Genomic DNA, 15,307 nt, shown 5'->3' with positions numbered 1-15,307 from the left:
GGGCATGCACGCCCCGGCGACGCGCGCACCCGATATGATCCAGCCCTGGCTGGTGGGATCCTATCGATGAAGTGGTTGCCCGAATCGTTGCGCGCCCTGCGCCGCGACGTGTTCTTTCTCGTTCTTCTGGCGGTGCTGGTCGTCTTGGCCATCGCCAAGCCCACGCGCATTCCCGACTGGCCCTCCCTCGTGGACTGGCCGACCATCGCCGCACTCGCCGGCCTGCTGTTGTTGACCAAGGCCGTGGAAACCAGCGGTGCGCTCCATGTGGCCGGCCACTGGCTGATCGAGCGGACGTCGACGAGGCGGATTGCGGCGCTCGGACTGATCGCCGCGACCGCATTGCTGTCGATGCTGCTCACCAACGACGTGTCGCTCTTCGTCATGGTGCCGCTGACCCTGAGCATGTGCCGCATCGCCCGCATGCCCGCGACGCGCCTGGTGGTCTTCGAAGCGCTCGCGGTGAACGCGGGATCGATGCTCACGCCGATCGGCAACCCGCAGAACCTGTTTCTCTGGCAGCAGTGGAACAACGGATTCGGCGCCTTCGTCTGGGCCATGCTGCCCTTGGTGGCGATCGCGCTGGCCCTGCTGCTGGTAGTCACGGCACTGGCCTTTCCAGGCACGGCGCTCCAGGTGCACGAGGAGAACGAGCAAGGCGTCGACCGGTCGCTGCTGATCGTCGCCACAGTGCTCTACGTGCCCTTCCTCTTCCTTGCCGATTTCCATCATGCGGAGTGGGGCTTGCTCGGCGTGCTGGCCGTGTTCCTTGTCTTTCGCCGGCGGATCATCGCGAGCATCGACTGGGGCCTGCTGCTCACCTTCGTGCTGATGTTCATCGACCTGCGCATGCTGGCCGGCCTCGACAGCGTAAAGCAGTTCCTGGGCGGCCTCGGGCTGGACCAGCCGTCGCATCTTTACGCAACGGGCGCACTCGCCTCGCAAGTGGTCAGCAATGTGCCGGCGGCGATCCTGCTTGCGGAATATTCGAAGGACTGGCGCACCATTGCCTGGGGTGTGAACGCCGGCGGCTTCGGCTTCGTGCTGGGTTCGCTGGCGAACCTGATCGCCTTGCGCCTGCTCGGCGAGCGCAAGGCGTGGGCAACGTTCCATCTCTGGTCGTTGCCGTTCTTCGTCGTGATCGGCCTGATCGGCTGGGCGCTGCTGTAGGTCAGGCCTTGCGGTTGCCCTTGGCACCCGTGTTGCTGTTGCCCTTGTCGAACTTCGCGATGAAATCGCGGACGTCCGGGTAGACCACATCGCGCCAGCGACGGCCGCTGAAGATGCCGTAGTGGCCGGCACCTTCCACGGTGATGTGCTTCTTGAGCTTCTTCGGGATGCCCTTGCACAGGCCGTGCGCGGCTTCGGTCTGGCCGAGGCCGGAGATATCGTCGAGCTCACCTTCGATGGTGAGCAAGGCGGTGTTCTTGATCTTCGCCGGCAGGACGCGTTCGCCGTGCACATCCCACGTGCCCATCGGCAGGCGATGTTCCTGGAACACGGTTTCGATGGTGTCGAGGTAATACTCGGCCGGCATGTCGAGCACGGCGTTGTACTCGTCGTAGAACTTGCGGTGCTGCTCGGCGTCGTCGAGATCGCCCTTGCGCAGGTTCTCGTAGAAGTCCCAGTGCGACATGACGTGGCGGCTCGGGTTCATCGCCAGGAAGCCCGCGTGCTGCAGGAATCCGGGGTAGACCTCGCGGCCCGCGCCGGGGTACTGGTACGGCACCTTGTGGATGAGCTGGTTGCGGAACCACGACAGCGGCCGCGTCGTCGCCAGGTTGTCCACGCTCGTGGGGCTCTTGCGCGTATCGATCGGGCCACCCATGAGGGTGAGCGTCAGCGGCGTGTCTTCACCGCGCGCGGCCATCAGCGAGACGGCGGCGAGCACCGGCACGGTGGGCTGGCACACCGACACCACGTGCGCGCGATGCACACCCACGTGGCGGATGAACTCTTCGACGTACGAGACGTAATCGGCCAGCGAGAACGAACCCTCGTCGGTCGGGATCATGCGCGCGTCGACCCAGTCGGTGATGTACACCTTGTGGTCGCGCAGCAGCGTGCGCACGGTGTCGCGCAGCAGGGTCGAGTGGTGACCCGACAGCGGCGCCACGACGAGCACCGCCGGATCGTTCTTCATGCGGTCGACCGTGGCCTGGTCGTCGGAGAAGCGCTTGAAGCGCTTCAGCGTGCAGAACGGCTTGGCCATTGCGACCTGTTCGACGATGGCGACATCGTGACCGTGCGCTTCCACCGTGTGGATGCCGAACTCGGGCTTCTCGTACGCCTTGCCCAGCCGGAACATCAGCTCGTAGCCTGCGGCGGCGCGGTCGGCGCCAGGCATGCGGGCAAACGGGCTGGCGATATCGCCAAACATCTTCGCGCTCGCTTCTGCCCAGTAGGTCAGGGGGCTGAGCATCGAGCGTTGGAATTCGTGCATGAGATAGAGCATGCAGGGTCCGGGGGGCGGGGAGGTGGCGCATCATAACCACTTGCGCCGCGTCATGTGTAAAGCCCCTGTTTTTGCTCGATTTAAAGGCTAGCCTTGCGGCAGACCAGCAGGACTTCGTCCACTCCCGGTCCGGGCGCGAAGCCTGGCGTGAAGGCCAGTGGCTTCTGGAAGCGCACACCGAGGGGCATGAAAACCTTGTTGTACCACCACATCGCGCGGGCGCGCTGGTGCGTCAGGTACCACTGGCCGAGGTCGAGGAGCTTCGAGGATTTGGGTTGCATGCCGTAGACGGCGCTGCGCTCGATGGTGAAGCCGTGCCGTGCCAGCAGGGCCCGGATGGCTTCCGGCTCATAGCGGCGGTAGTGGCCGACGAAGTCGTCGAAGGCGGTCCAGGCCTCGGGATGGAGGGGCACCGAGAGCAGCAGCCGGGCGCCGGGCTCGGCCACGCGCGCGAGCTCGCCCAAGGCGCCTTCGTCGTCGACCACGTGCTCGAGGATGTCGAACGCGCAGACGAAGTCGAAACTGGCATCACGGAACGGCAGCGCGCCGATCATGGCGTTGGCGACCCTGGCCCCGTGACGGGACAGCTCGGCCAGGGCCGGTCGGCTCAGGTCGACGAACTGCGTGTCCGCCAGCGGAAGCCGTGGGCGCAGGCCGGGGGCGACCTCGAGCCGTCGGGAGGTCTGCGCCGCCAGCTCCGACACCAGGGGCCAGGTGTTGAAGCGGTCCGGTGAGAACAGCTTGGCTTCCGACCAGAGCGCGTCATAGAAGCGCTTGTTGCTGCCGATCAGGTCGGCGTCGGTGCGTGGGGCAGGTGGGCCCGAGGTAAAGGATGCGACAGTCATGCGGTACCTCGGGCGGTGGAAAACGGCAAATCAGCGCAGGCGGGCGAACTCACGAAGCAGGGGCAGGCGACGCACGCGTACGGCCGTGGCACGGAACACCGCGTTGGCCAGGGCCGGCGCCGCCGAAGGCACGCCGATCACGCTGGCGCCCGTCGGTTCGGCCGTCGAGGGCACGATGAGGGTTTCGATCTCGTAAGGCAGCGGCTGGGTGGTGGCGATCGGGTAATCGCGGAATCCCGTCTGCTGCACTTTGCCATCCTTGATCGTGATGGCGAGGTTGAGGGCGGTGGACAACGCGTCCATGGTCGCCCCCTGCAGCTGGGCCTCGAGACCCAGCGGATTGATGACACGGCCGACATCGGCCACGCAGACCACGCGGTGGATATCGATGCCATCGGTCGTCGGGGCCACTTCGATGGCGTGAGCCACGTAGGCGCCGAAGACGTAGGCGCAGGCGATGCCCAGGCCGTTTTCGCTGCGCAGCCAGCGGCTCCAGTCAATCTTGTCGGCGGCCAGCTTGAGCACATTGGCCAGGCGCGCGGTGTCGATCGGGCCGCCGCGGCCGCTGTACGGCAGCTGGCGTGCGTCGCCGAGCATGGCGAGGCGGAAATCCAGCGGATTGGCCTTCACGGCGTGAGCCAGCTCGTCGATAAAGCTTTCCGAGGCGAAGGTGGGCGTCACGTGTGGCGAGCCGCGCCATTCGCCACGGGCGAGCTTCGAATCCAGCGGGTACCAGTCGCTGCGGAAGTTCGGCACCAGGCCGGCCGGCAGCGCGTCTGCGACCAGTTCGGACTGCCATAGGCGATTGTCCGGCGTGGCACGGCCGACGAGGGCGGACGGGCTGGCCATGCGCTGGTGCCAACCGACAATCTTCTTGGCCTTGTCGAGCGAGGCATTCAGGCGATGCACGGCCATGGGCCGGTAGTAATCGCGGGCGAGGTCGTCGTCACGGGTCCAGAGGACCTTAAGCGGGCGATTCCGGATCGCGTCGTCTTTCTTGGCCAGAGCGATCGCCATCGCTTCGGCGATGTAATCCTGCTCGAGCCGACGGCCGAAGCCACCGCCGCCGCGCGGCACCTGGATATCGATCTGGTCCGGGCGGAACCCGGTCATCCGCTGCACGACGGCATACGCCTGACGCGGCGACTGGGTCGCGGCGATCACGGTCACGCTGGTATCCGGGTCCAGGCGGACGACGCAGTTGGGCGTTTCCGCCGTCGCATGCGCCACCCAGGGCTGGAAATACGTGGCTTCGAGCGCTCGCGTCGCCTTCTTCCGTGCGCTGGCGATGTCGCCGTCCTCGCGCACGATGGTCGGCGTGAAGGCGTCGTCGCCGAAGAGCTCCTGTGCCTTCTGCTCGAGGGCGGAGACCGACGGTTCGGGCTTGTCTCCAGCCTTCCATGTGGCCTGGAGCGCGGCGCGGCCAGCCAATGCCGACCAGGTGTCCTGGGCGAGCACGGCCAATGCCGGGGCCTGGGTAGTCATGCCAGGCGCCTGCCCCTGTTCGGGTGTGATGTCGATGACGTCATAGACGCCGGTGATCTTCTTCGCGGCATCCCGGTCGGCGGTATCGAGCGTGCCCCCTGGGTAGGGGCAGCGCGCGATCACGGCGATCACGGGATTGCCGAGACTGTCGTCCAGTGCGTAGCGCAGGCTGCCCGTCACCACGGCCGTCGCATCGACGTCGCCCGCCGGCTGACCGATCAGCGTGTAACGCTCGGCCTGCTTGAGTGGCGGCAGGCTCGTGGGTGCATCGATACCCGCGGCGGCGCTGGCGAGATCGGCATAGGAAATCCTGCGACCGTCGGCGGCGACGGCCATGCCGTTCTCGCCGCGAAGCTGGTCGGCCGGCACGCCGAGGCGCCGTGCCGCCGCCTGCAGCAGCAGCCACCGCGCCAGGGCGCCAGCCTGACGCAGATCGGCCCACGCGGCCGGAATACTGGTGGCATCGCCGCTGCGCTGGCGACCATAGAGGAAGCGTGGCTCGCCGTTCCCTTGTTCGACGCCGAGGCCGAGCGGCTCGACGACGACACGGTTCCAGTCGGCACTCATTTCTTCGGCGATGATCCGCGCCAGCGACGTCGACGTGCCTTCACCGTTGTCCGGATCGCGCACGCCGATGAAGATCCGACCGTCCGCGGCAACGCGCAGGTACGGGCCGACCTGACTCCACGCGTCACCCAGCAGGGCAACCGGCGTGGGACGGTCGAGTGCTTCGGCGCTGCCAATGCCGATCACCAGGGCGCCCGCGGTACCGGCGGCGTACCTCAGGAACCGGCGGCGGGAAAGACGGATCTCACCGCTCATGCCTTCGGATCCTTCATGGTGCCCGCCGCGCGCTTGATGGCCTTGCGGATGCGGCCATAGCTGCCGCAGCGGCAAAGATTACCGATCTTGTCGATATCCGCGTCCGAGGGGTTTTTCTGGCGCGAGAGCAGATCCACCGCGGCCATGATCTGACCGGGCTGGCAGAAGCCGCACATGATGGCGTCCTCATCGATCCAGGCCTGCTGCACGGGGTGCAGCTTGCCGTCCGCGCCTGCCAGGCCTTCGACCGTGGTCACGCGCTTGCCGCTCATCTTTTCCATCTTCGTCTGGCAGGCGGCGACCGCCTTGCCGTCGACGATCACCGTACAGAAGCCGCAATCGCCCTGGTCGCAGCCGTATTTCGCGCCGGTAAGACGAAGCACGTCGCGCAGATACCAGAGCAGGGGCATGCCCGCCTCGCCGGTGTGGCGATAGCGTTTGTCGTTGACGATGAGGTCGATGCCTTCACGTACGGGTTTGGGCGCCGGTTGACTGGCGTCCTTGTTGGGGACGGGTACGGGAGACGTCGGGCCTTGCTGTGCCATCTGCTTTCCTCAGCTGAACCGAGCCATTGTGGCATCGGTGCTCTTGTTCAGCGAGTCACTTTACTGAACAGACGTCGCCAGACCGCATACACGGGCAGCCCGGCGAGGACGACGAGGCAGACCACACCAGCGCTGAGCGGCTTGTCCAGGCTGTACGCCACGACGACGCCGATGACCGCTACGAGGAACAGCAGGGGCAGCAGCGGATAGGCAGGCGTCGCAAACACCGGACGTTCCCTGCTGCGCCGGCGATACCAGAACAGCGTGGCGATGGTGACCGCGTAAGCGGCCCAGTCGCCAAAGGTGGCGAAGTCGAGCAGCTGGCCGTAGTTGGCGGCGAGAACCAGCACGATAGCCCAGGCCGAGAGCATCATCAGCGCGATGTTCGGCGTGCGGTAGCGCGGATGCAGCCGCGCCACGCTGCTGAAGAACAGGCCATCCTGTCCCATCACCTGGAGTACGCGCGCACCGGCGACGAGGGTGATGTTGCAGAAGCCGAGTGTCGAAATAGCGATGCCGACGGCGATCAGCTTCGCACCCGCCGCGCCGAACACCCGGCTCATCACATCCGCCGCGGGCGCGTGGCTGCTGGCCAGTCCGTCATGGCCGAGGACGGCCAGGTACGCGTAGTTGACCAGGACATAGGCGGTGATCACCACGAGCATGCCGACGACCAGGGCGCGCGGCAGGGTGCGCTGCGGATCGCGCACCTCGCCGGCGAGATTGTTGAGATAGCTGAAACCGGAAAAAGCGAAGAGCACCGGGAGCAGGGCGCCGGCAAGCGAGCCGGTCACTTCCGTCGGGCTCGTGGCCAGCGCCTGCGTGCTGCCCGCGCCCGCGAAGGCCAAGCCGGTGACGACGAGCACGGCGATCGCGGCCAGCTTGAGGATGGCGAAGACGTTCTGCACCTGCGCGCCGAAGCGGATGCCGAATAGATTGATGCCGGTCACGAAGACCAGGGCGCCGACCGCGAGCGGCTTGACCAGGTCGGGCGAGAGGCCGAACACGGAGGTGGCATAGCTGCCGAAGATGGTCGCCACGGCGGCGGCGCTGCCGCTGTAGATCACCAGCAGCATGGTCCAGCCGAAGAGGAAGCCGGCCAGTTTGCCGAAGGCTTCGCGCAGGTAGACGTAGCTGCCACCGGCTTCCGGCCGGCGCGCACCCAGCTCGGCGTAGCAGAGGCAGCCGATCAGGGTGAGCAGGCCACCCGCCACCCACAGGCCGAGCAACAGCCAGCCCGAGCCGGTGCGCTGCGCGACGATGCCCGGATTGAGGAAGATGCCGCCACCGATGATGCCGCCGACGACGATCAGCGCGGCGTCCATCAGGGTGAGGCGGCGGGCGTATCCGGGATTTTCCATGGCGTGCGGGCGGCCTTAGTGTAAGAAATGAATAATGCCATGTGGGAGCCGCTTCAGCGGCGATGAGGACATGTAGGAGCCGATTCATCGGCGAAAAGCCAACGGAGCGGCTTAGCGGGGGAGTCCATCGCCGGCATAGCCGGCTCCCACAGTGAGCCAAGACCCTGCCCCCATTCAGGCCCACATTGCCTTTTTCTCGTTGCAGCGCAACACTTCGGGGGTTTTTCACTGCAAAGAATCCCGTGAGCGAAAACGCAAACGCGACGTTGCCCGACAACGCGCCCTGGATCGTCATGAAGTTCGGCGGCACCTCGGTGGCCACCGCCGCACGCTGGCGCAACATCCTCGAGCTGGCTGCCAGCCGTCGCGCCGAAGGCGCGCGCGTGCTGATCGTGGTCTCGGCCCTCTCCGGCATCACGGACGGCCTGAAACAGCTTTGCACGCACCCGGATTCCAAACGTCGCTCGGACGCGGCCGCCGCCCTGGCCGATCGCCACCATGCCCTGCTCGCGGAGATGTCCCTGGCGATGCCGGACACCCTCGGCGCACGCTTGTCCGACCTTGCCGGCCTCGCGGACGCGGGCGCGGCCGAGTTGGGTGAGCTGGCCTGGCAGGCTCGCGTGCAGGCGCACGGTGAACTGATGTCCAGCGCGCTGGGTGCGGCTTTCCTCAGTGCCAACGGCTTGCCGACCACCTGGCTGGATGCGCGGGAATGCCTGAACTCCGTCGCCCTGCCCAACCAGAACGAGCGCACGCGCCTGCTCTCGGCGATGGTCGAGCCGCATCACGATCCTGCCCTGTCCGCAGCGCTTGCCGCACGCGGCGAGGTCTTCATCACCCAGGGCTTCATTGCCCGGGACGAGGCCGGTCGTACCGTGCTGCTCGGTCGCGGCGGCTCGGACACCTCGGCGGCGTACTTCGGTGCGTTGCTGGCCGCGTTGCGGGTGGAAATCTGGACCGACGTGGCCGGCATGTTCAGTGCTAACCCCCGTCAGGTCGCCGGCGCGCGCCTGCTCCAGCGTCTCGATTACGAAGAAGCCCAGGAAATCGCTTCCACCGGCGCGAAGGTGTTGCATCCGCGCTGCCTCTCGCCGTTGCGCGAACCGCGCGTGCCGTTGTTGATCAAGGACACCAACCGGCCCGAGCTGGAAGGCACCGCGATCGGCCCCGAAGTGCGTGAGCACGCGCCGAGTATCAAGGCGATCAGCGCACGCAAGGGCATCACGCTCGTATCGATGGAATCGGTCGGCATGTGGCAGCAGGTCGGCTTCCTCGCCGACGTGTTCGACGCTTTCAAGCGCCATGGCCTGTCGGTGGACCTGATCGGTTCGGCCGAGACCAACGTCACCGTATCGCTGGATCCGACCGAGAACCTGCTCGATTCCGACGCGATCGCTGCCTTGGCCGCGGACCTGGCCCGCGTGTGCCGGGTGAAGGTGATCGCGCCGTGCGCGGCGATCACCCTCGTCGGCCGCGGCATGCGCTCCATGCTGCACAAGCTGTCGGGCGTACTGGCCGAGTTCGGCCAGTTGCGCGTGCACCTGATCTCGCAGTCGTCGAACAACCTCAACATCACCTTCGTTGTCGACGAAGACGTGGTCGACGACATGCTGCCGCGCCTGCATGAACTACTGATCGGCGCCGGTGCGCTGCGTACCGACGACAGCATGGTCTTCGGACCCTCCTGGCAGACGCTCTACGGCGCCGGCGACCCGGTGCTGCCCGCCGCGGCATGGTGGCAGGGTGAGCGGACGAGGCTCGTCCAGCTGGCTGAAGAGCGGACGCCTCGCTATGTCTATCACCTTCCGACGGTGCGCGCGCAGGCGCGCCGCGTGAAATCGCTGCGTGCGGTGGATCGCGCGCATTACGCGGTCAAGGCCAACACGCATCCGGGCATCCTGAAGGTCCTGGCCGAGGAAGGTTTCGCGTTCGAGTGTGTGTCGCCGGGAGAGCTCGCCGCCGTGTCGGCGGTGGTGCCCGACGACGTCCCTCTGCTGTTCACGCCGAATTTCGCGGCACGTCGCGATTTCGAGGCGGCCCTGCAAACGCGCGCGACGATCACGATCGATGCCCTGCATCCCATCGAACACTGGGGCGAGATGTTCGCCGGCCGCGAGATCATGCTGCGCGTGGATCTCGGGCGTGGTCTGGGTCACCACGACAAGGTGAAAACCGGAGGCACCGGCAGCAAGTTCGGTGTGCCCATCGAACATCTGGATCGCTTCCTCCGCCTGGCGGATGCGGCTGGTGCGCGGGTGATCGGACTGCATGCCCACCTGGGCTCGGGCATCCTCGATGCCGCCCACTGGGGTGAGGTCTACTCGCAGCTCGCCTCGCTGGCGGAGCGTATCGGGACCATTCGCGTGCTCAATATCGGTGGCGGACTGGGCGTGCCTTCGCATCCGGGTGAGACGGCGCTGGACATGACGGCACTCGATCGCGTGCTCACGGCGGTGCGCCAGGCCTATCCGCAGTTCGAACTGTGGATGGAGCCGGGCCGTTACCTCGTGGCGGACGCGGGTGTGCTGCTAGCCAAGGTGACCCAGGAGAAAGAGAAGGGCGCCGGCATGCGCTACCTCGGCCTCGACACGGGCATGAACAGCCTGATCCGCCCGGCGCTTTACGATGCGTGGCACGAAATCACCAACCTCAGCCGCTATGGCGAACCCGCCACCACGATGTACCAGGTGGTCGGGCCGATCTGCGAGTCAGGCGATATCCTCGGTTCTGACAGGCGTTTGMCCGAGTCGAAGGAGGATGATGTGGTCCTGGTGGCGCAGGGTGGTGCCTATGGCGCCGCGATGTCCTCGCGCTACAACCTGCGTGACGAAGCCGACGAGGTGCTCCTGCCGTGACCGATGTGACCACTATGGATATGCCCATCGATCCGCGCGAAAGCCAGCGCTTTCGTTTCGTTCGCCACAGTTACGCCGATGGCGTGGCCGAGCTCGTCTACGCCTTCGACAACGGTCCGGAACTGATCGAGCGCGTGACCTTTCCCGGCGCGCCGACGGTGCCGGCGGAACGCGAGGCCGCGTTCGCCGCCGCCCTGCGCCTGCTTCATCTCGTTGCCGGTGTCAGCTACTACAAAGCGGGTATCCCGGAGACGATCGTCGTCGAAGGCGAGTCGCTCGATGAAGACAGCGCCTCGATGCTGGATGCGTTGTACCTGCATGGACTGGCCGAGTTCGCCTACCGCAACCGGCTCGACCTGCGTTCGCGCATTGCCTTCCCGTTCGAGAGGAAAGCGGCCGCTAGCGCACCAGCGATCGGTCTGCCGCATCGCTCGCTGCTGCCGGTCGGTGGCGGCAAGGACTCGGTGGTTGCCGTCGAGGCGGTCAAGTCGATCGCTGCCGATGCGACGGCGACCTGGGTCGGCAACTCGCCGTTGATCGCCGAATGTGCGGCGCGAACGGGCCTGTCCACCTTGAACATTTCGCGCGAACTCGCACCGGGCCTGTTCGAGCTCAATCGCCTCGGTGCGTGGAATGGCCACATTCCCGTCACCGCGATCAACTCGGTGATCCTCACCGTGGCCGCGGTGTTGTACGGCTACGACTCGGTGGTCTTCGCCAACGAACGGTCCGCGTCCGTCGCGACCCTCGAGTACGAAGGCCAGGAAGTGAATCACCAGTGGAGCAAGGGCTTCGGTTTCGAGAGGACCCTGCACGACTACATCCACACGCACGTTGCCGCCGATCTCGACTACTGCTCGCTGCTCCGTCCGTGGTCCGAACTGGCGGTGACCAGTGCGTTTGCGCGCCTGGGTGGTGCGTATTTCGACGTCTTCTCCAGCTGCAACCGCAATTTCCGCATCCTCGGCCCCAAGCCGGCGGATCGCTGGTGCGGGCAGTGCCCGAAGTGCCATTTCGTTTTCCTCGCGCTGGCGCCGTTCATGGCCAAGCCGAGGCTGGTGTCGATTTTCGGGCGCAACCTGCTCGATGACGACGCGCTTGCAGGCGCGTTCGATGCGCTGCTGGAATACAAGGATCACAAGCCTTTCGAGTGCGTGGGCGAAGGTGCGGAAGCGCGGGCCGCCCTGGCCTCGCTGGCCGAGCGTCCGGAGTGGCGCGAGGATGCGCTGGTCTCCCGATTCCGTCGCGAGATCCTGCCGCAGCTGGACCGCGAGGAGCTGTCGCTTGAGCCGTGGCTGAAACCGGGTGCGTCGCACCTCGTGCCGCAGCGGTTGCTCGGAGCGCTGGATGCACTGGGCTGATCTCGCCGGGCGACGAGTCGCCGTCTGGGGTTTCGGTCGCGAGGGGCGTGCCGCGCTGAATGCGCTGGCGCGGCACCTACCCGGGCAGGCCGTCGATCTTTATTGCGCGGCAGATGAAGTCGACGCCGCGCGTGCCGCCTTTCCTGGTCAGGCCGTTCATGGTGTGCCGCCGGATGCCGACGCGCTTGCGGCATATGACGTCGTCATCAAGTCACCCGGGATTTCCGCGTACAAGCCGGAATTGCTCGATGCGCAGGGTCGCGGTACTCGCTTCACCTCCGGCACCGCGCTGTGGTTCGCTGGGCACCCGCTGGCGAAGACCATCGCGGTGACGGGAACCAAGGGCAAGAGCACGACGTCGGCCTTGATCGCCCATCTCGCGCGTTCGATCGGGGTGCGCACCGCGCTCGTCGGCAACATCGGCCTCCCCTTGCTCGAGATGGACGACGAGACGGCCGACCTCTGGGTGATCGAGCTCTCCAGTTTTCAGACGGGCGAAGCATCGGGCGTGAACCTGGGTGTCGTGACCAGTCTCTACGAAGAACACCTGGACTGGCATGGCTCACGCGAGCGTTATGTCGACGACAAGCTGAAGCTGCTTGCTTCGTCGTCGGCGGTGCTCGTCAACGCGATGCAGCCTGCGCTGCTTGCCCGTGCCGTCGACCATCCCGAGCTGCACACGTTCGGCGATGCCGCTCACTGGCATGTGGCGGCTGGCTGGATCCGTCGCGGCGACGAAGACGTGATTCGCGCCGATCGCGTATCCGCTCCCGGGTTGCACAATGCGATCAACGCGTGTGCTGCGCTGGCGGCGCTCGAGATCATGGGGCTGGACGCTCGTGCCGCGGTGCCGGCTCTTTCGAGTTTCGTGCCGTTACCGCATCGACTGCAGCCGCTAGGCAAGCGCGATGGCCTCGAGTGGATCAATGATTCGATCAGTACGACACCGCTGGCAAGCCTCGCCGCGCTGGAAACGGTAGGCAGCGCGCGTGCCGCGCTCATCGTCGGCGGTCACGATCGGGGGCTCGACTGGACGCCGTTCGTCGAAGCTATGCGCAAGCGTGCGCCCGAAGCGATCGTTTGCCAGGGTCGTAGTGGGCCGCGTATTGCCGACGCACTGGAAGCGGTAGGCGTACCTAATGTTTACCGCGCGACCGATCTTGCTGCCGCGGTGGGTGCTGCCCGCGATGCGCTACGTGGCGAAGGTGTTGTCGTGTTGTCGCCCGGTGCGCCGAGCTTCGATCAGTTTCGCGATTATGCGGAGCGTGGCATGCGCTTCGCTGAACTTGCCGGCTTCCAATCCGATGCCGCGCATATTCTAGGTCTCGGCATCGGCTGATTGTTTGTCGAGCGAGGCCGGGACAATCTCGGCGTGTCGCTACGTCCTCCGAGTACCTTCGCCTGCATAAGTCATGGGATGCCCTTCCTTAGTCTGGATGAACCATTCAGGAGGAAGGCCCATGAAGCGAAAGCGTTATTCATCTGTGTGCGCGCTATTGGCGTTGTCGCTGCCAGCGGCGGCTTGTGCTGATTCAGTCATCGTCGATCCCCCTAGTGCCGGGACTGTCACTCAGGCGGCGCCGGTCGCCGGGTGTGCCGAAGCCCAGATAGGGCCGGCGTACGATGCGGTAGTGGAATCAAGCGCCATGACGGAATGCTTCCAGTTCGTCACGGACGCGTCGGAGCAAGCCGCCAAGCTCAACGTGGTCGTCGCTGGACTCCCGCTGGATGGCGCGCACGGTGTGCACCTGATCAGGGTCAATGATGACGGAACGACGGTGGCCGCCGCATCCGATGTCTCCGGCGGTACCTATTCACTGTTGCAAGCGATAGCGCCGCCTCTCACGCGTTGGCTGCTGATGCTCGGTGGTCAAGGCATTCAGCCGGGCGTTCCGTTCCAGTTTCAGGCGGAGGTCGTCGCGAACCCCGACATCTACGAGCCGAACGACACCCCGGAGCACCCCTCGGTTCTCAAGGGAAACCAGCATATCGAGGCCACGCTGGACTCGGCGTCCGATGTGGACCTCTACGTCGTCTCGGTAGGTAAGCAACAGTCGTCCGCCCGGCTGAGCTGCGGTGGATCAGCGGATGTCGTGTGCGAAGTTCTCTCGAGGGGCCGTTGGGTCGTTGTCCCACAGAGCGGGCCTATCGAGGTTTCCGCATCAATGACCGTTCCCCTGATTCTTCGTGCGCGATGGAAAGAGGGTGGTACACAGACGGTAGGGAGCTACACACTGCATACCTTCGATCCTGCATCACGGAGCGTTATCGCCACTGCGGGCAGCAGTGAAAACATTAGTCACCTCGCTCCCGGTAAGGAGACGCCGTTCGCGGTGCCTGAAGGGGTGACGCCGGTCCCCGGAGGGGCAAATGCGGCGCGCCAGATCGATGTCACGGCGGTTGTTTTCGACAGTGACGAGGCGACGCGTGCTCCCGCCGGAGAGCACGTTAGGTTGGTCGCCGTAGACTACGACCCCGCCACGAAGAGAAGGATCACTCTGGCGACGGTCGACGGTCTCACCAATGCGCGAGGCGAATTCAGTGCGCGGCTGCCTATAGGTCCATGCGCAGGCATTGGGATGGTGGGCCCCATCCGGATGAATCGCCCTTCCAATCATCCAGACTATTGGGACATTACTTACGTTCCCACTGCGTATGTCATGGCCTTACTGGATGGCAAGAGTGCCACGGTCTCGGCTGCGGCTTTCCAGCATGTCTGCCAGGAGACATATCGGGCATATCGGAAGCCTCTGGATCTTGCGAAGCCTCGGAAACATCGTCCATGACGAGGATCGATGCCACGACCTTGTTTCTCTCGATGCGGGCGACGCCAGAGATGGCGCCGCAGATCGAAGCGCGCTCCGAAAGCGCGTTCGTCCCGCATGTCGATCATAGCGACTACGATGGCATTGCATCCGTCTTCGGAAAGATGGAGAACATCGCCGATGTCGGTGAAGCCTTCGAACGGCTCGCGCGCCCTCTCGCTTTCACGTTGACTTGCATGAGGCGAGCAAGGCCGGATGTCATGGCTGAACCGTTCGATCTGGTGAGCCATCGGGGCATCTTGTCCGTCGTGGACACGAAGCTGGGGGCCGAGGATCGTGCGTGGATTGAACAGGTTCTCAATGCGGGTGGCTCGCTCGGGAGACTCGCCGACGGGTTCAATCAGCAGGTCGTCCGATCCTACGATACCGATCACGGCATCCGAAGTGCAGATGGCACCCTGATAGGTAGGCAAGCGTTCGACGACCCTAAAATGCCGACTATCGACTATGCAGGGCTTTCCGACACGGTCGACGATTCAGTGAAGCTGATGTCGCTTCTCCACGACGTCGAGACGACCAGCCTCACCGGCTGGCGGAGTGCGGAGCATCCCTACCGCATGGGTGGCTGGTTGGTGCAGCGTTACATACAAGGTGAGATTACCGAGTATGTTCCAGGACCCAATGGGGTGGAGACGCTGCGCTCGACGCGAGGTTCTCTGCTAAGAAACGATATCTGGTGGTGAGTCTTTTGGCCGTGCGCGATGGGTGCTGGCGATCAATCGTGTGCGCTGGCGAGCGCCTCTGGGCGCCAGC

The 15,307-nt window shown here is 65.4% G+C and carries 11 protein-coding genes; 6 read left to right on the top strand and 5 right to left on the bottom strand.

From position 1 onward, the window contains the following. Window positions 1-66: 66 nt before the first annotated feature. Entirely contained in the window at window positions 67-1,170 is a 1,104-nt protein-coding gene (locus tag AC1DYM_RS20965; RefSeq protein WP_477341684.1) for an SLC13 family permease, read from the top strand. Window position 1,171: 1 nt separating this feature from the next. Here the strand turns inward: AC1DYM_RS20965 and AC1DYM_RS20960 are convergent, their stop codons facing one another. From AC1DYM_RS20960 to AC1DYM_RS20940, 5 genes are all read right to left on the bottom strand, one after another. Then, entirely contained in the window at window positions 1,172-2,455 is a 1,284-nt protein-coding gene (locus AC1DYM_RS20960; RefSeq protein ID WP_046969451.1) for a polyhydroxyalkanoate depolymerase, read from the bottom strand. Window positions 2,456-2,535: 80 nt separating this feature from the next. Then, window positions 2,536-3,300, bottom strand: coding sequence for a class I SAM-dependent methyltransferase (locus AC1DYM_RS20955; protein WP_477341682.1), 765 nt, complete (start codon window positions 3,298-3,300; stop codon window positions 2,536-2,538). 30 nt (window positions 3,301-3,330) lie between these two features. Next, the gene (locus AC1DYM_RS20950; protein WP_477341680.1) at window positions 3,331-5,607 is read right to left on the bottom strand and encodes a xanthine dehydrogenase family protein molybdopterin-binding subunit; all 2,277 of its coding nucleotides are present in this window, start codon (window positions 5,605-5,607) and stop codon (window positions 3,331-3,333) included. Beyond that, a complete protein-coding gene (locus tag AC1DYM_RS20945) occupies window positions 5,604-6,152 on the bottom strand; it encodes a (2Fe-2S)-binding protein (protein ID WP_477341678.1) in 549 nt (182 codons plus the stop codon). Before AC1DYM_RS20945 ends, AC1DYM_RS20950 begins: the two co-directional genes overlap by 4 nt. A 47-nt stretch (window positions 6,153-6,199) precedes the next feature. Further along, complete coding sequence (locus AC1DYM_RS20940) at window positions 6,200-7,513, bottom strand: APC family permease (RefSeq protein ID WP_477341676.1); 1,314 nt, start codon at window positions 7,511-7,513, stop codon at window positions 6,200-6,202. Between the two features lie 242 nt (window positions 7,514-7,755). Between AC1DYM_RS20940 and AC1DYM_RS20935 the strand changes: the two genes are divergently transcribed. From AC1DYM_RS20935 to AC1DYM_RS20915, 5 genes are all read left to right on the top strand, one after another. Further along, on the top strand, window positions 7,756-10,368 hold the full coding sequence (locus AC1DYM_RS20935) for a bifunctional aspartate kinase/diaminopimelate decarboxylase (RefSeq protein ID WP_477341674.1): 2,613 nt from the start codon (window positions 7,756-7,758) through the stop codon (window positions 10,366-10,368). A 14-nt stretch (window positions 10,369-10,382) separates the two neighbouring features. Further along, window positions 10,383-11,729: a UDP-N-acetyl-alpha-D-muramoyl-L-alanyl-L-glutamate epimerase gene (gene murL / locus AC1DYM_RS20930; RefSeq protein ID WP_477341672.1), complete on the top strand. Its 1,347-nt coding sequence runs from the start codon at window positions 10,383-10,385 to the stop codon at window positions 11,727-11,729. Then, entirely contained in the window at window positions 11,716-13,068 is a 1,353-nt protein-coding gene (gene murD / locus AC1DYM_RS20925; protein ID WP_477341670.1) for a UDP-N-acetylmuramoyl-L-alanine--D-glutamate ligase, read from the top strand. Before murL ends, murD begins: the two co-directional genes overlap by 14 nt. Before the next feature lie 121 nt (window positions 13,069-13,189). Continuing rightward, window positions 13,190-14,515, top strand: coding sequence for a hypothetical protein (locus AC1DYM_RS20920; RefSeq protein WP_477341668.1), 1,326 nt, complete (start codon window positions 13,190-13,192; stop codon window positions 14,513-14,515). Beyond that, window positions 14,512-15,237, top strand: a complete 726-nt coding sequence (locus AC1DYM_RS20915; RefSeq protein WP_477341666.1) for a hypothetical protein — start codon at window positions 14,512-14,514, stop codon at window positions 15,235-15,237. The genes AC1DYM_RS20920 and AC1DYM_RS20915 overlap by 4 nt, the downstream gene beginning before the upstream one ends. Window positions 15,238-15,307 lie beyond the last annotated feature (70 nt).

This window comes from Luteibacter sp. P1_D3 (assembly GCF_056406135.1).
The sequence above is the reverse complement of the archived record's forward strand: the minus strand, read 5'-3'. Positions and strand labels throughout refer to the sequence as shown.